The following is a 16,976-nucleotide window of genomic DNA, read 5'->3' on the forward strand; positions in this document are numbered from 1 at the left end:
GGCCCGCGATCCCTCCTACCCTGCGAGGATGGCGACCACCTGGAGTGACCTCGCGACCCGGTATCTGCTCTCGACCACGGCGTGCCCTCGGTGCGACGCGGCGCTCACCGCGAAGGTGTGCGGCCGGTGCGGGGCCGACCTCGACGGTGAGGCGGGCGTCGCGGTCTGGCGCGCCTCGGTCGCCGTCGCCGACGCATTGCGCGAGCGCGACCACGCGATCGGCAGGCTGGCCACGGTCGAACTCGCGGATGCTCCGGAGCGCGCCGCGCGGACGGAGGCGCCGGCGGGTGCGGCCGAGGCGGCGGGTGCGGTGGGTGCGGTGGGTGCGGTGGGTGCGGCGGCGTGGGTCGCCGCTCCCGGTGCCGGCCCGGGTGCGGCTCCGGGCGCTGCGCAACCGGCGCACCCGGCATCGACGACGGATGCTGCGCCTCCCGCCCGGGGTTCGGCGCACCCGTCGCCCGGCGGCTCGCCCGTGAGCGTCTCGTCGGTGCTCGCCGTCGCCGGCGCCGCGCTCGTGGCGACCGCGGCCATCGTGTTCGCGTTCCTCACACCCGATCTGGGATTCGGGGTGCGCACGACCGTGATCGCCGCCGTCACCCTCCTGTTCGGCGTCGGCGCATGGCTGCTCGACCGGCGCGGCGCGGGGTTCTCGGCCGAGGCGCTCGCCGCGCTCGCCGCGGTGTTCCTCGTGCTCGACGTGCAGGCGCTCGCCGAGGCGGCACCGACCGGCACGAGCGGCTGGTGGTACGCAGCGGCCGGTACGTCGGTCGCCGCCGCGGCGCTGCTTGGGCTCGGCTGGGCGCTGCGGCTGCGCGCCTGGTGGTGGTCGGGGCTCGTCGGGTTCGCCCTGGTGCCCGCGTTGCTGGGGTTCGCCGCGGGCGACGTGCTCGGCGGACCGCTGGAGCCGTCGACCCGGCCGGTGTGGGCGTGGGCGGTCGGCTTGGCCGGGGCGGCCGCGGCCGCGGTCGCCGCGCGTCGGACGCTTCGCCGGGCGGCGCGGCGGTTCGAGAGCCCCCTGCGGGGAACCCGCGTCACGCTCGACGTGATGCAGGCGGCGGCCACCGTGTGCGTCGCGCCGCTCATCGCGATCGCCTGGCTGGGCGACGCCCGGGCAGGGGCCCTCGGCGGGTCGGCGCTCATCGCCGGCCTCGCCCTGCTCGCAGGAGTGTCGGGGGTGCGCGGCGCGATCCGGTTCTGGAGCTGGTCGGCCGGCGCGCTCGCCGCGGTCGCGGCAGCGCTCGCAGTGTGCGCCCTGCCGGTGCCGACGGTGTGGTTCCTCGCGATCGTGCCGGCCGCGGCCGCAGCCGTCGCCGCGCTCGCCGGCTGGGTTCCCGCCGGGTGGGCGCTCGTCTCCCGTGCGCAACGATCGGATCCGAACGGATGGCTCGCCGCAGGCGGCGCCCTGCGCGTGCGCGGTGTCCGGGCGGGAGCGATGACCATCGCGCTCGCGAGCATCCTGCCCGCGCTGGAGGGGCTCGTCGCGACCGCCGGGTCGGCGCTCGTCGCACTCGGTGCCCGATCCGGCGGGCTGCGAATCACCCAACCCGTCCGGCGTGTCGGATCATCCACCGTCACCGGGCTGCCCGCCGATGCGGGGCTGGCGATGCTGCTCGGCGTCGCGGCCGTCGCGGTGGGCATCGCGGCACTCGGGTTCGCGGTGCAGCGCGCCGGCGAGGCATCCGCCGCCTTCGCCCGCGGAGCCTTCGCGACGGCCGGATGGATCGCGGCCGCCGCGGCCACGCTGCTGACCGGATGGACCGGGCTCCTGCCGTGGGGGCAAGCGCTCGTCGGCATCGCGGTCGCACTGGTCGCGACCGGGCTCGTGCTCGCGAGGCCCGGACGGGCGACCGGCGGCGCGCTCGGCAACGCGTCGGGTGCGATGCGCGCGCCCCTCACCGTGCTCGCCCACCTCGCCCTCATCACGGCGGCGATGCTGAGCTGGGCCGACCCGGCGACGGTCGTGCCGGTCGGTGCGGGTCTCGCCGCGACGCTGCTCGTCGTCGCCCGCACACTGCCGCGAGGCATCCGGCCCGTCCATCTCGCCGTCGCGTACGCGTACGCCCTCGTGCTGCTCGCGACCGCCCTCGGCCGGGCCGGGCTCGACATCCTCGCGGTCATCAGCCTCACCGCGACCGCCGCGTCGCTGACCGCACTCGTCGTCACCCTGCTGCCGCAGGTCGGCGCACGCGTCTGGCAGGCGGTGCTCGCGGTCACGGCCGTACCGTTCGTCATCGGCGTCGCGTCGGTGCTGGTCGAGCGCAGCGGGTGGACGGCGCTGTCGACCGGGGTCACCGTCGTGCTCGCGTTCGCGCTCGTGCTCACCCGGCGGCCCGGCCTGCACCTGCTCGTGCGCGGTGCCGCCGCGGCGCTCATCGTGCCGGCGCTCGCCGTGGTCGTCGTGAGTCTCGGCGCCCAACTGCTCGAATCGAGCGGATCGCCCGTCGTGCTTCCCGTCGTCGCGGTGATCGTCGCGCTCGCGCTCGCGACGTCGGCGGCGGGCCAGCGGGTCGTCACGGCCCGCGGCCTCACGCCGGCCGCGGCCGCCGACCTGCGCATCTGGTTCGAAGTCGCGACGTTCACGACCGGCGCGATCGCGGTCGTGCTGGCGTACGTGCGCGAGGCGGCCGGCCTCGGCACCGCCGTCGCCGTGCTCGTCGTGCTCGGATTCGGGGCGGCGGCCGCGCGCGTCGTCGCGGGCCGCCGGTACGGCTGGTGGATCGCGGCCGCCTGCTGGACGGGTGCGCTCTGGACGGTCTGGGCGATGCTCGGCATCGACGTCGTCGAGCCGTACACGCTGCCGCCGGCCCTCGCGGCGGCGGTCGTCGCGGCGGTGCTCGTGGCCCGCACGCGGCGCGGCGGCGCCCTGTTCGGCTGGGCGACCGCGGTCGCGCTGGCGCCGTCGCTGCTCGTGCTGGCGTTCGGTGCGCCGAACACGGGGTTCGGCGACGCGTCGTCCGTCGCGTCCTCCGTCGCGTCCTCCGTCGTGGTCGCGTGGCGCACCTGGGCGCTGCTCGCCGCAGCGATCCTGCTCGTCGCGGTCGGTGCGCGCCTCGCGACGGCCGGCCGCTTCGGCGCGTTGCGCACTCCGCTGCTGGTCGGCGGGGGTGCGGCCGCCACGGCCGGCGCGCTGCAGGCGGTGCGCTGGGGAATCGGCATCGACGCACTGCCCGGATGGTTCGCCGGCACGTCGGGCGGAGCATCCGTGATGGCTCCGGTGCTGGCGCTCTCGGTCGTGGCCGCCGCCCTCGCCGCGCTCGCGGCGCGGGCACTGCGCACCGGGGTGCCCGCGGAGCATCCGCTCGCCCTCACCCGATGGCTCTCCGCGCCCGCGCTGGTGATGCTCGCCGCCGGGCCGATCACCGCCATCCGCCGCGAATGGTTCGCGATCTGGACTCTCTGGGCGCTGATGGCCGTGCTCCTCGTGCTCGCCGTAGCGACCGTCGCGCGGGCGCGCGGTGCGCGGCCGGTGCTGCCCCCGTTCTGGTTCACGTACGCGCTCGCGTGGGCGGTCGGCGTCGCCGGATGGAGCGCGCGCGACCTGCGCGTCGAGGCGTTCTCGCTGCCGCTCGGGCTCGCGGTCGTCGCCGCCGGGGTCATCGGGCTGCGGGCCGCCGGGGCTGCCGGGCTGCGGGCCGCCGGCCCGCTCGCGTCGCCCGTGCGGGCATCGCTGAACTCGTGGCCGCTCGGATTCAGCGGATCGTGGCCCCTGTTGGCGCCCGGCATCGTGCTCACCCTGCTGCCGTCGGTGCTCGCCACCGGCACCGACCCGCAGCTCTACCGGCCGATCCTGGTGATCGCGCTCGCGCTCGTCGCGATCCTCGTGGGGTCGTCGCGCCGGCTCGCCGCGCCGTTCGTGCTCGGCCTCGCGGTGCTGCCGCTCGAGAACATCGTCGTGTTCGGCGCCCAGCTCGACCGCACCGTCGGCGCGATGCCGTGGTGGATCACCCTCGCGACCGCCGGCGCCGTGCTGCTCGCGATCGCCGCCGGAGCCGAGCGTCGCACGAGCCGCGGCGGCGTGGCGGCCCGGCTGCGCGAGCTGCGCTGAGCGCGGGCGCGCCCGCTGCCTGCTGCCTGCTGCCTGCTGCTTCTCGCTTGTACGCAATTCAGGTTCGGAGGTGTGTCGCAGCCGGAATCCGGGCGGCTGACCGCGACACGCCGAGTGCGAACCTGAATTGCGTACAGGCAGGGCGGGGAGTGCGGGATGTCGGGGGCGCGTGGTCGAATCGGGGCATGGGATTCGACGGGCGGTTCCTCGGGGTGCAGGCGGCGATGCCGCGGGTCGAGACGGATGCATCGGGGGCGCCCCCGACCGTCGCGCTCGACTACCTGCACTTCACGGTCGTGCTCGATCCGGTGCGCCGGCTCGCACGCGTGACGGGGGTGAACGTCGACGGCGCGGCCCTGGTCGATCTTGCGCGCGGCGACGACTGGCGGCTCGACGAACGCATCCCCGCCGACTGGCAGGCCGGGCCCGAGATCTACGTGCGCAACGACCTCGACCGGGGCCATCTCGTGCGCCGTCGCGACCCGGTGTGGGGGCCGCCGCAGGTCGCCGCGCGGGCGAACGCCGACACGTTCCATTACCCGAACGCGGCGCCCCAGGCGGCCGGGTTCAACCAGTCAGCCGAGCTGTGGCTCGGGCTCGAAGACCACGTGCTGGCCTTCGCCGACGTCAACGACTTGCGGTTGTCGGTGTTCACGGCGCCGTTCCTCGAGCCCGACGACCCGCCGTACCGGGGCATCCGCGTGCCGTTGCGCTTCTGGAAGGTGGTCGCGTGGGTGCGCGACGAGGTGCTCGCGACGGCCGGCTTCGTGCTCGACCAGTCGCCGCTCGTCGACGTCGAGCGCGGCGTCCGGCCCGGAGCATCCGATCGGTCGACCGCGCCCGACCTCGGGCCGTTCCGCACCTTCCAAGCGCCGGTCGCCGACATCGCCGCGATCGCCGGGCTCGCGATGCCCGGCCTCGTCGCGGCCGATCGGATGCCCCGCACCGTCGCCGCGGCCGGATGGAAGCGCGTGCGCGAACCCGCCGACCTGCTGCTGTAGCCGCCCCTACCCCGCAGACAAGGCACCGAGTTCAGACCGAGATACGTCCGGCGGTGCCGCCGACTGAAGACGGTGCCTGCAACGGGGCGGTGCCGGGCGGGGTCACTGCTCGGGGCGGTGCCCGGCGGGGTCACTGCTCGGGGAGCAGTGCCGCCTCGCCGGGGGCCGACAGGGTGAGCACTACCGCGCCGACCCGGTCGTGCGCGAGGATGGCGCGCTCGATCTCGTGGAGCACCGCGGCGACATCGTGCTCGGCCGCATCGCCGGCGAGGTCGATCGCCGCGATGACGAGCACCGACGACGGGCCGAGGAACTCGATGTGCAACCTCGTCACCCGGTCGATGCGAGGGTCGGCGAGTACCTCGCGCAGCACCGCATCGCGGGCGCGCGGGTCGACCATCACGCCGACGAGGAAGTCGCGGTTGCGCCCGATGAGCAGGATCGCGACGACGCCGAGCAGCACGCCGACGAGGATCGACCCGATCGCGTCGAACACCGCCGACCCCGTGAGCTGGTGCAGCAGGATGCCGCCGAACGCGAGGGCGAGGCCGATGAGGGCGGCGGCGTCCTCGAAGAACACCGCGCGCAGAGTCGGATTCGAGCTGTCGACGATGTGCCGCAGCGTGTCGGTGTGGCGCTCACGCGCGTCGTGGCGCGCCTGCCGCACCGAACGCAGGAACGACACGCCCTCGAGCAATGCCGAGATGCCGAGCACGGCGTACGCGATGCCGAAGTCGCCGGCCGGTTCGGGGTCGGCGAGTTCCGAGAAGCCGTGCCAGACCGACACGACCGCGCCGACGGTGAACAGCCCGAACGCGGCGAACATCGACCAGACGTACGCCTCCTTGCCGTAACCGAACGGGTGCATGGTGTCGGCGCGCCGCTTCGACCGCCGCTCGGCGACGTAGAGGAACACCTCGTTGCCGGTGTCGGCCCACGAGTGCGCGGTCTCGGCGACCATGGACGCCGACCCCGTCAGCACGGCCGCGACCGTCTTGGCGATCGCGATGAGCGCATTCGCCGCGAACGCGATCAGCACGGTGATCAGGCTCTCGTTCGGAGCATCCGTCTTCGTGGTCCCGATGGTTCCCGCCATGCCGCCCCCGCCCCCGAGTCTGGCACCGTTCGGCGCGCGGGGCATGCCGCCCCGCTCGGGTGCGGCGTAGCGTGGGGGCAGCGGCGCGAGGAGGCGACGATGGCGACCATCGGATGGATCGGACTGGGGCACATGGGCGGGCCGATGTCGGCCCATCTCGTCGAGGCGGGCCACGTGGTGCGCGGGTTCGACCTGGATCCCGCCGCGAACGACCTCGCTGCGGCCGCCGGTGTCATCACGTGCGACAGCATCGGCGACGCCGTCGCGGAGGCCGACGCCGTGTTCACGTCGCTGCCGCGCAACGAGCACGTGCGCGAGGTCTACGCCGGGGTCGGCGGGATCTGGGCGTCGGCACCCGCGACCGCGCTGCTGCTGGACACGTCGACCGTCGACGTCGAGACGTCCCGGTGGTGCCACGACGAGTCGGCCGCGCGCGGATTCGCGTTCGTCGACGCGCCGATCTCGGGCGGCGTGGGCGGAGCGGCATCCGCCTCGCTGACCTTCATGCTCGGCGGCGACCCGGCCGCGGTCGCTGCCGCCCGCCCGCTGGTCGAGCCGATGGCGGGGCACGTCTTCGACCTCGGCGGGCCGACGCTGGGGATCGCGGCGAAGCTCGCGAACAACCTGATGTTGTTCGTGTCGCTGCTGGGCGTCGCCGAGGGCGCGGCGCTCGCCGCCTCGCTCGGGCTCGACGCGCGCCGGTTCTTCGAGGTCGCGTCGGTGTCGTCGGGGGAGTCGTGGCCGCTGCGGACCTGGTACCCCGCGCCCGGCGTCGTGGAGTCGAGCCCCGCGAATCGCAACTACGCCGCGACGTTCTCGACGGCGCTCGCCGAGAAGGACTTGTCGTTCGCGCTGGCGGCGGGCGAGGCATCCGGGCTCGACCTGCCGGCCGCGGCGATCGCGCTCGGCCAGTTCCGCGAGCTCATCGCCGAGGGATACGGCGGGCTCGACTGCAGCCTGGTGGCGAAGCATCCGTCGCCGGATGGGAGCGTTGCGGGGTTCGACCCGGGGGCGTGAGGGGCGCCGCTGTCGAGGTCTCGCACACCGCTGCGCCACGTCGGCGGGGTCTGCGCCAGCCCGGGTGGCGCGGAGGGCGGCGAAGTGGCGCAGAGCGCGCCGGGCGAGCTCAGCCCGCCTTCTGCCGGCGCGCGGCCACCTCGTCGAAGAGGTCGAGCGTGAGCCCGTCGAGCAGGTCTCCGGGCGGTACGTCGAGTGCGTCGGCGATCCGCATGAGCGTATGCACGCTCACCATCGCTCGCCCGCTCTCGTAGCCGCGGATGTTGGACGAGTCGATGCCGCTCTCGACGGCCAGCCAGTCCTGCGTCACTCCCCGCGACGCCCGCGCGGCCGCGATCCGCTTGCCGATATGGGCAGCTGCGGCTGATGGGACGCGGGGCATCCGTCCAGCGTGAACGCGCCCGGTCTCCGGTGCCAGGGTGAGTGACCCCGGGTACAAGTACACTCAGCTCTGTCCGCACATGGAGGGAGCCGCCGGTGGTCGAGGAGCGGTTGGTCAAGTCGCGCCAGCGCGTCGCCGATCACGGCGAGGTGTTCACGCCCCGGTGGCTGGTCGACGACATGCTCGACCTGGTCAAGGGTGAGACCGAGCGCATCGACTCGCGCTTTCTCGAGCCGGCGTGCGGGTCGGGCAACTTCCTCGTGCCGATCCTCGAGCGCAAGCTCGCCGCGGTGCAGGCCCGCCACGGGCGCAGTGACTTCGAGAAGCGGCACTACGCCCTGTTCGCGCTGATGTGCGTGTACGGCATCGAACTGCTGGCGGACAACGCGGCCGAGTGCCGCGAGAACCTCGCGGGTACTTTCGCCCGGTATCTGAAGGTGGATGCTTCGAGCGAATGGTCGCGCGCGGCCGCAGCCGTCCTCGCCGCGAACATCGTGCAGGGCGACGCCCTCAAGATGACGGATGCCTCCGGCGAGCCGATCACGTTCCCCGAGTGGGGCTACCTCGGGCGCGGCAAGTACCAGCGGCGCGACTTCCACTACGCGAACCTCACCCAGCGGGCATCGTTCCAGGGCACGCTCTTCGACGCGTTCGAAGAGCACGAGGTGTTCACGCCGGTGCGTACCTACCCGGTGATGACCGTCGCGGAGCTCGACCGTCCGCTGGTTGAGCCTGTCGAAACCGCGCGTCCGCTGGTTGAGCCTGTCGAAACCGAGGACGCGCAGTGACCCACAAGGCGTCGTTCGCCCTACGCGTCGGCCACAACCCCGACGTGCTCACCTGTATCGCGAACCTCTCGAGCGACGAAGTGTTCACCCCGCCCGAGCTCGCCAACCAGATGCTCGACACGCTCGAGCGGGCCTGGGCCGAATCGAACGCCGGGGCGAGCATCTGGGCCGATCCGACGGTCACCTTCCTCGATCCGTTCACGAAGTCGGGCGTCTTCCTGCGTGAGATCACTCGCCGACTGACCGACGGGCTCGAATCGCAGATCCCCGACCTGCAGCAGCGCGTCGACCACATCCTCACCAAACAGGTGTTCGGCATCGGCATCACGCGGCTCACCGCACTGCTCGCGCGCCGCAGCGTGTACTGCTCGAAGGATGCCACGGGGCCGCACTCGATCGCGAGGAGCTTCGATCGCGACTGGGGAAACATCTGGTTCGAGCGGACCGAACATACGTGGGTCGGACGCAAGCGCGTCTTCCGCGTGCACCCGACCACCGGTCGTGAGGTTTCGGTGGAACAACGGGGCACCGGGAGATGCAAGTACTGCGGTGCCGGCGGCGGCTACGACCGCGCGGATGTGCTCGAGACCCACGCCTACGCATTCATCCACACCGACGACATCAAGGCTCGCATCGCCGAGCTGTTCGGAGAAGCCATGCAGTTCGACGTCATCATCGGGAACCCGCCATATCAGCTCGATGACGGTGGATACGGCACGAGCGCGGCACCGATCTATCAGCTGTTCGTCGAGAGGGCGCTCGAACTCAACCCGCGGATGGCCACTTTCGTCACGCCGTCTCGATGGTTCGCGGGCGGGAAGGGGCTCGAGGCATATCGACGTCGAATGCTCGGCGACCATCGGATGCGCTCGATAGTCGATTTCCCCAAACTGTACGACGCTTTCCCCGGAGTGAAGATCCGCGGCGGTATCTCGTACTTCCTCTGGGAACGGGAGTACGACGGGCCCTGCACGGTGCAGACGATGTGGGATCGCCAAGCGCTCGGTGTACCGGTCGCGCGCTACCTCGACGCATACGACGTACTCGTTCGTAGAAACGAGGCTGTGCCGATTCTGGAGAAGGTGCGCGCGCGCGGCGAGTCGACTCTCGATGCGCGAGTCTCGAGCCGTAAGCCGTTCGGCCTCCCTACGAACTACACCGGTCGATCGACGCCGGAGAGAATGACCGATCCTGTCAAGCTCTTCGCAAATCAGCGCATCGACTGGATCGAGCGAGGAAGCCTGCCGTCGAACGAAGCGTGGGTCGACGGGTGGAAGGTCCTGATGACTCGAGTCCAGGGCACGAGCGCTGCCATCGAGACCAAGTTCCTGAGTAAGCCGATCGTGACAGGTCCCGGCACCGCGTGCACTGAGACCTACCTCGTAGCGGGTTGGTTTCCGACCAGGCCGGAGGCTGAAGCGCTCGCGCAGTACCTCAGCACACGGTTCGTGCGCTTCCTCGTGTCGCTCCGCAAATCCACCCAGGATGCACCGCGTGCCGTGTACGCCTTCGTACCCGAGGTGCCACTCGATCGCCGCTGGACGGATGAGCAGTTGTACGAACGGTATGGCCTCACGCACGAGGAGATCGCGTTCATCGAGTCTCAGGTGGCAGCACACGACGACACGCTGTTCGACGAGGATGTCGATGCCGAAACCGATTGACGCACTCCTCCCCGAGAAGCCCGCCGCCCGTCTCCGCATCTACGCCTACTCGATCGACGACGATCAACACGCGGGCCGGCTCAAGATCGGGCAGACGACTCAGGACGTGAAGACCCGCATTGCCCAGCAGCTCAAGACGGCCGCGATCGAGAACTACACGATCGTGCTCGACGAGCCGGCCGATCGGGACGACGGCAGCGTGTTCCGCGACCACGACGTGCGAGCGCGGCTCAAGCAGAAGGGCTTCGCCAACCCGACGCTTGAGTGGATGGAATGCACCGTCGACGACGTGCGCACCGCGATCGTCGAGCTGCGCACCGGCCAGAAGTACGAGGGCACCCACCATGCCGACTTCCCGATGCGCGACGAGCAGCGCGCCGCGGTCGAGAAGACCTACGACTACTTCGAGTCGATCTGGGCCGAGAACGATGACGCGGTTCCCGAGTTCCTCTGGAACGCGAAGATGCGGTTCGGCAAGACGTTCACGGCGTATCAGCTCGCGAAGAAGCTCGCGGCGAAGCGCGTGCTCGTCGTCACGTTCAAGCCCGCGGTCGAAGACGCCTGGAAGACCGATCTGCAGTCGCATGTCGACTTCGACGGCTGGCAGTACCTCTCGCGCGAGACCGGGGGAGACCCCGCTGGCGTCGACCCCGACCGGCCGCTGGTGTTCTTCGGCTCCTTCCAAGACCTCATGGGGCGCGACAAAGCCGGCAACTTCAAGGCTAAGCACAAGTGGCTCACCGACCTGATGTGGGATCTCGTGATCTTCGATGAGTACCACTTCGGCGCCTGGCGCGACGCCGCCAAAGAGCTCTTCGAGGGCGAGGACGACAAGGCGCGCAAGAAGGAGACCGAGCTCGAGTTCGGGGCCGACCTCGAGACCTTCGCCGAAGAACTCGAAGAGCGCGGCAGCGACGAAGACGCGTTCGTGCCGATCAAGGCCCGGTCGTATCTCTACCTCTCGGGCACCCCGTTCAAAGTGCTCAAAGAGGGCCGGTTCATCGAAGAGCAGATCTTCAACTGGACCTACTCCGATGAACAGCGCGCGAAGGCGGCATTCGCGGCGAAGCATCCGGCCGGTTCCCTCGACTATCAGCCGAACCCGTACGCGGCCCTTCCCGAGATGCGGTTGCTCACCTACCAGATGCCCGACGAGCTCATCGCGATCGCGAGCCAGGGGGAGTTCGACGAGTTCGACCTGAACGCGTTCTTCGAGGCGACGGTCCCTTCGACAGGCTCAGGGATCCAAGACGCCGAGTTCGTGCACAAGCACGAGGTCCAGAAGTGGCTCGACGTCATTCGCGGAGCGCACTTCGCGACCCAGGTCGACGCACTGAAAGCCGGCACCAAGCCGCCCTTTCCATACTCCGACGTGCGACTCTTGCCGTACTTGCAGCATTCGATCTGGATGCTCCCGCGCACCGCGTCGTGCGCGGCGATGGAGAACCTGCTCGCCGAACCGCAGAACGTGTTCTGGCACGACTATCAGGTTGTGAACGTGTCGGCACCCGGCATCGGTGTCGGGCTCGATGCGCTTCCGCCGGTGCGCGAGGCGATCGGCAACGGGCACGACACCAAGACGATCACCCTCACCGTCGGCAAGTTGACAACGGGCGTGACGGTGCCGCAGTGGTCGTCGATCCTCATGCTGCGCAATCTGCAGGCGCCCGAGACCTACTTCCAGGCCGCGTTCAGAGTGCAGTCGCCGTGGACGATCCGCAACCCCGAAGGCGACGACCCGAGCCGCGAAGAGATCTTGAAGCCCGTCTGCTTCGTCTTCGACTTCGCTCCGACTCGCGCGCTGCGTCAGATCAGCGAGTACGGCACGGGCCTCGCGCCCGACGAGCCGAACCCCGAGCGCGCGGTCGAAGAACTCGTGAGCTTCCTGCCGGTGCTCGCGTACGACGGATCGAACATGACCCAGGTCGACGCCGCCGGCATCCTCGACATCGCGATGTCGGGCACCTCGGCGACCCTCCTCGCGCGCAAGTGGGAGTCGGCGGTGCTCGTCAATGTCGACAACCTCACCCTGAAGAAGATCATGGGCAATCAGGCCGCGATGGATGCGGTCATGAACATCGAGGGGTTCCGCGCGCTCGGGTCGAACGTCTTCGAGACGGTCGTCAACAAGAGCGAGGCGGTGAAGACGACCAAGAAGGAGAAGGGGGACGACCTCACCCCGACCGAGAAGAAGCAGCTCACGGCCGAGGAGCGAGAGTACAAATCCAAGCGCAAGCAGATCCAGGAGAAGCTGATCAAGTTCGCCACCCGGATCCCGGCGTTCATGTATCTCACCGACTTCCGCGAGCACACGCTGAAAGACGTCATCACGAAGATCGAGCCCGAACTCTTCCAAGCGGTCACAGGACTCACTGTCGAGGATTTCGATCTGCTCGTCTCGCTCGGCGTGTTCAATGCCGGCCACATGAATCAGGCGGTATTCGCGTTCCGTCGATACGAGGATGCGTCGCTGGAGTACACCGGCATCAAGTCGCAGGTGGATCTGCGCGAGTACGGCCTCTACGACACGGTGGTCGCCGTGGAGAAGGGCTGAGCCGCAGCTCGAATCAGCCTCGAGTTCGAGGCTGTGTCGACACGTAGATCCGTGTTTCGTGACGCGTTGTCACACGGCTTCCTTGTCGTGCCCCTCCAGTAGAGTCGCCCGAGTGCGCGCGGTGTATGTGGATGAGTCGGCGAGGGATACTCGGTACTACTTCATCGGCGGACTCATCGTGGATGACCGCGCGGCGCGGATGATCGAGGCCGGGTTGGATGGAATAGGCAAGCTCATCGAAGCGAATGTTCCGGGATTCGACCGCCGGACCGAGTTCCATGCCCACGAGATGTTCCATGGCACGAACCAGTGGGACGGGGTACCAGTGGCGTGGCGAGTCAAGGCCAGCGAGCTCATCGCTAAGACGATCGAGCGCTCGAGGGCTGAGTACGTGTTTCGCGGGATCGACCTCGTGCGGCTGCGCACTCGCTACCAGAACCCATATCCCGCGCACCTTCTCACGCTTGCGCATCTGCTCGACGAGATCGATTCACGGATGGAGCGGGTGCATGACGAAATGGCCATCGTGCTTGCCGATGACCATCACAGTGCGACGAACAGCCGAAGAAACCTCGTCGACTTCAAGATCCGCCGAGTGCCCGGCTATACGCAGCGAAAGCTCGGCAATCTCGTCGACACGATCTACTTCGGCCCCTCGCACGCCAGCAGGCTGCTGCAAGCGGCGGACCTCGCTACGTACTTTCTCAACCGCGATCGGACGATCGTTGAGGAGGATCCGCGATCCCGCGCTGCGGTCGGCCGTATCACCGCTCGCATCAGAAGTGTGACGGTCTCGGAATACGTCTGGCAGCCATAGAAACACAACACCCCGCCAGGGCGGGGTGTTGGCTAGGTGCGGGAGGCCTGTGGCGTCCTGCGTTCCCGATTCTAGCCGCAACGGATGACATCCGGCTGGATCCCTCACAGGATCTTCGACCCCGCTGCGCCGCCGCGATCACGTCGGTGAGTCGGTCGCGCAGCGATCGCACGATCTCTCGGCGCGGCCGCCCGCGGCTGCGCTAGTACGGCGGGGTCTGCGCCAGCCGGAGTGGCGCGACGGACGCCGAAGTGGCGCGGGGAAGGCGGGCCGGCGGCGACGGTGACCGCGATCGCGTGAGTCGGCGGGGATGCGGGTCGGCTGTAGCGCGCTCGCACGGGCGGCGTTCACACCGCTGCGCCACGTCGGCGGGGTCTGCGCCAGCCCGGGTGGCGCGGAGGGCGGCGAAGTGGCGCAGCGGAGATGGTGGGGTGGGCGGTCCCGCCAGCAGCACGCGCGCCCGCGCGCCCGCGCGCCCGCGACCTCGCGAGCGGGCGGGTCGGGCCGTAGGCTCGGAGCGGGTGGAATTCGGAGGTGCGCATGCCCTGGTGGTTCGCGCGCAGGCGCGGCAAGCGATTCAAGCCGTTCGACCGCAACGCGCTGCCCGAGGTCGTGCCCTCGCCGATCGAGGACATGATCGAGGAGGGCGTGCTGCTCGCCGAGGCATCCGGTCGCATGGCCCTCACGAACCGGTTCATCGTGCAGGCGCTGCGCGGCGACGAACCCTGGAGCGACGACCGCGCGGTCGCGGCGGCGCGCGAAGTGCTGCGCGAGCTCGTGCACGAGGCCGATGAGACCGCCGAGCATTCCGCGGCCGAGCGCGATGCCGCCGCGAGCCGCGACGGAGTGGGCAAGCACCAGCACGACTACCACCGCGGCGACACCATGAACCTGCGCCGCCGCGAGAAGGTGTACGCGGCGGTCGCCAAGGCGCTCTGGACGAAGCGCGAGGATCCCGAGTACCTGCGCGACCTCGCCGTGCGGGCCCGCGACGCGGCGTGGGAGCAGATCGGCGAGGTCATCGAGCAGCGACTCGATCGCGAGTGGCCCGATATCCCGATCGATGCCGAGTACGAACTCGCCCGCCCGCAGCGGATGCGCGAGCTCGCCGACGACCTCGACCTCGCGGTGCGCCGCGCTGAGGAGCGGCGCGAAGAGCTCGAGAACCCGTTCGCCAACTACTGGGGCTGATCGCCGCGGTCGTCCGCGGACGGGTCCGACGCGGGGGCTCCGGCGATCGGACGCGGGTACTCCGGCGATCGGACGCGATTCGGCTGCCATCGGTCGGATGCCGCGCCGAATCGCGTCCGAACGATGAACAGGCGGCGTCGAGGCGGCGTCGATACGGCGTCGCCGGGCTCGAAGTTCGCATGTGCGGTTGTAAATATGTCAGAACCTAGTAACGTGACACGCGGGCTCGCAGGGTAGCGGGCCGACCCGTCGAGAGGACCTCCGTGATCCGACTTGCGAATGCGCCTGTCAGCTATGGCGTCTTCGGTCTGTCCCGGCCCGACCTCGTGCCGCTGCCCGATGGCGAGCAGCTCGCCGCATGGGTCGCCGAGGCCGGCTACGAGGGCATCGATCTCGGGCCGATCGGCCTGCTGGGCGACGCCGACTCGATCGCGGCGAACCTCGGCGCCCACCGGCTCGGGCTGGCCGGGGGATGGGTCGACTTGCCGTTCGGTGCGGGCGACGATGCCGCGTTCGAGGCATCCCTCGAGGGGCTCGACGCGGCGCTCGCGATCTTCCGCGCCGCGGCCGAAGCCGATCCCGAGCGCGCGCCGAAGCCCACGATCGCCGACTCGGGTTCGGCCGAGCGCAACGCGCGGCCGGGCGGCGGCGCGGATCTCGAGCTGTCGGATGCCGCGTGGCGGCGTTTCGCCGATCGAGTTGCCGTCGTGGCGGCGCGCGTGCGCGCCGCGGGCCTGGAGCCCACGTTCCACCACCACGCGTGCACCTATGTCGAGACCCCGCACGAGATCGAGCGCTTCCTCGCCGACACCGACGTCGACCTGACCTTCGACACCGGGCACCTGCTCATCGGCGGCGGCGACCCGGTGGCCGACTTCGGCCGGTGGCGGTCGCGCATCAACCATGTGCACCTGAAGGACGCCGACCGGTCGGTGCTCGAGCGTGCGGCCGGCTCCGCCGACCCGCTGCACGAGGTGTGGGAGCAGCGCATGTTCGTGCGCCTCGGCGACGGCGATCTCGCGGTCGACCGCATCGTCGACGAGATCGTCGCGTCGGGGTTCGACGGATGGCTCGTGGTCGAGCAGGACGTCATCCTGCAGGATGCGGCCGACGTCGACCGCGCCCGCCAGGACCAGATCGACAACCGCGAGCGCCTGCGTCGGTGGTTCGCATGAGCGGAACGTCGCAGACCGGGGCACCGCGGGTCGCGATCGCCGTCATCGGGCTCGGCGGCATCAGCCAGAGCGTGCACCTGCCGCTCATCCGCCGCAACCGCGACCTGGTCGAGCTCACGGCCGTGGTCGACCTCTCGGCGGGTCGCGCGGCCGAGTTCGCCCGCGAAGCGGGCGAGGGAGTGCAGGGGTTCTCGTCGCTCGACGCGCTCCTCGCGGCCCGGGACGCCGGCGACGTGCGGGTCGACGGCGCGGTGCTGGCGACCTCGGGCTCGCACGCCGGCGATGTGGGCCGGCTGCTCGATGCGGGCATCCGCGTGCTCGCCGAGAAGCCGCTCGCCTTCTCGCTCGGCGAGATCGAGGAGCTCGAGGCATCCGCCGCCCGTCGCGGAGCCGACCTCGCCGCCGAGCTGCGCGTCGGCTACATGAAGGAGTACGACCCGGCGACCCGCGCGGCCGCCGACCTGCTCGCCGGCGTCGAGCTGCGCGCGGTCACCGTGGAGGTGCTGCACCCGGCCGACGGCGCGCAGCTGGCGTTCGCGCGCCTGGCCCCGCCGCCGACGGACATCCCCGGCGACGTGGCATCCGAGCTCGCCGACCGCACCGCCGCCATCGTCGAGCGCGCGATCGGCGCAGCACCCGACCCCCTGCCCAAGCTGTACACGAACGTCGTGCTGGGTTCGGTCATCCACGACATCGCGCTGCTGCGCCGCCTCGTCGGCGGCATCGGCACGGTCGAGCGCGCGCAGCAGTGGGGCGGATTCCCCGGCTCGCTGTCGCTCGGCGGCCGCCTCGCCGCGCACGCCGACGTGCCGTGGTCGATCGACTGGCACTTCATCCCCGACTATCCCGAGTACCGCGAGACCGTCACCTTCCACCACGCGACCGGCACGGTGTCGCTGCGCTTCGCCGTGCCGTACGTGCTCAACGCGCCCACCGTGCTCACCGTCGCCGAGCGGGCCGAACCGCTCGGCAGCCGCCGGTCCGAGACCGAGTGGATGCAGGAGGAGGCGTTCGAGCACGAGCTGCGCTCGTTCGCGGCGCTCGTCGCGGGGCATCCGGGGGCTCCGGGCAGTGCGTCGTCAGCGGCCGAGGCTGCCGACGATCTGCGGGTCGGCCAGCGGATGCTCCGCCGCCTCGCCGACTCGATGGGCGCGCCGATCGCGGCGGAGAGCGAAGCCGCGACCGACCGCGAGAGCCCGCCGACCCACCCCTGACACCACGACCGCACCACACCACCAGCACCACG

12 protein-coding genes are annotated in these 16,976 nt (G+C 70.7%); 10 read left to right on the forward strand and 2 right to left on the reverse strand.

The genetic code is table 11. The features are described 5' to 3' along the window. Positions 1–28 precede the first annotated feature (28 nt). Together MTO99_RS15170 and MTO99_RS15175 are read left to right on the forward strand one after the other, a co-directional pair. Positions 29–4,045, forward strand: coding sequence for an SCO7613 C-terminal domain-containing membrane protein (locus MTO99_RS15170; protein WP_243554543.1), 4,017 nt, complete (start codon positions 29–31; stop codon positions 4,043–4,045). Positions 4,046–4,230: 185 nt separating this feature from the next. Then, positions 4,231–5,046, forward strand: coding sequence for a DNA/RNA non-specific endonuclease (locus tag MTO99_RS15175; RefSeq protein ID WP_243554544.1), 816 nt, complete (start codon positions 4,231–4,233; stop codon positions 5,044–5,046). A gap of 130 nt (positions 5,047–5,176) precedes the next feature. On the opposite strand, the gene MTO99_RS15180 is transcribed toward MTO99_RS15175, so the two are convergent. Continuing rightward, positions 5,177–6,142 carry a cation diffusion facilitator family transporter gene (locus tag MTO99_RS15180; protein WP_243554545.1) on the reverse strand — a complete coding sequence of 322 codons (966 nt, stop codon included), beginning with the start codon at positions 6,140–6,142 and terminating at the stop codon, positions 5,177–5,179. A gap of 99 nt (positions 6,143–6,241) precedes the next feature. Here MTO99_RS15180 and MTO99_RS15185 point away from each other — a divergent pair, with 99 nt between their 5' ends. Further along, positions 6,242–7,159 (forward strand): NAD(P)-dependent oxidoreductase, encoded by a 918-nt coding sequence (locus MTO99_RS15185; RefSeq protein WP_243554546.1) that lies wholly within the window; start codon positions 6,242–6,244, stop codon positions 7,157–7,159. Between the two features lie 109 nt (positions 7,160–7,268). Here the strand turns inward: MTO99_RS15185 and MTO99_RS15190 are convergent, their stop codons facing one another. Then, positions 7,269–7,541, reverse strand: coding sequence for a helix-turn-helix domain-containing protein (locus MTO99_RS15190; protein ID WP_243554547.1), 273 nt, complete (start codon positions 7,539–7,541; stop codon positions 7,269–7,271). A gap of 95 nt (positions 7,542–7,636) precedes the next feature. Here MTO99_RS15190 and MTO99_RS15195 point away from each other — a divergent pair, with 95 nt between their 5' ends. From MTO99_RS15195 to MTO99_RS15225, 7 genes are all read left to right on the forward strand, one after another. After that, positions 7,637–8,329 (forward strand): DNA methyltransferase family protein, encoded by a 693-nt coding sequence (locus MTO99_RS15195; protein ID WP_243554548.1) that lies wholly within the window; start codon positions 7,637–7,639, stop codon positions 8,327–8,329. Further along, the gene (locus tag MTO99_RS15200) at positions 8,326–9,993 is read left to right on the forward strand and encodes an Eco57I restriction-modification methylase domain-containing protein (protein WP_243554549.1); all 1,668 of its coding nucleotides are present in this window, start codon (positions 8,326–8,328) and stop codon (positions 9,991–9,993) included. The genes MTO99_RS15195 and MTO99_RS15200 overlap by 4 nt, the downstream gene beginning before the upstream one ends. Further along, positions 9,977–12,547 carry a DEAD/DEAH box helicase family protein gene (locus MTO99_RS15205; RefSeq protein ID WP_243554550.1) on the forward strand — a complete coding sequence of 857 codons (2,571 nt, stop codon included), beginning with the start codon at positions 9,977–9,979 and terminating at the stop codon, positions 12,545–12,547. Before MTO99_RS15200 ends, MTO99_RS15205 begins: the two co-directional genes overlap by 17 nt. 112 nt (positions 12,548–12,659) lie before the next feature. Further along, positions 12,660–13,364: a DUF3800 domain-containing protein gene (locus MTO99_RS15210; RefSeq protein WP_243554551.1), complete on the forward strand. Its 705-nt coding sequence runs from the start codon at positions 12,660–12,662 to the stop codon at positions 13,362–13,364. A 540-nt stretch (positions 13,365–13,904) separates the two neighbouring features. Beyond that, the gene (locus MTO99_RS15215) at positions 13,905–14,555 is read left to right on the forward strand and encodes a hypothetical protein (RefSeq protein WP_243554552.1); all 651 of its coding nucleotides are present in this window, start codon (positions 13,905–13,907) and stop codon (positions 14,553–14,555) included. 263 nt (positions 14,556–14,818) lie between these two features. Further along, a complete protein-coding gene (locus MTO99_RS15220; protein WP_243554553.1) occupies positions 14,819–15,730 on the forward strand; it encodes a TIM barrel protein in 912 nt (303 codons plus the stop codon). Next, a complete protein-coding gene (locus MTO99_RS15225) occupies positions 15,727–16,944 on the forward strand; it encodes a Gfo/Idh/MocA family protein (RefSeq protein ID WP_243554554.1) in 1,218 nt (405 codons plus the stop codon). The genes MTO99_RS15220 and MTO99_RS15225 overlap by 4 nt, the downstream gene beginning before the upstream one ends. The last annotated feature ends 32 nt before the right edge of the window (positions 16,945–16,976 follow it).

The organism is Agromyces larvae (genome assembly GCF_022811705.1).
GTDB classification, from domain to species: Bacteria; Actinomycetota; Actinomycetes; order Actinomycetales; family Microbacteriaceae; genus Agromyces; species Agromyces larvae.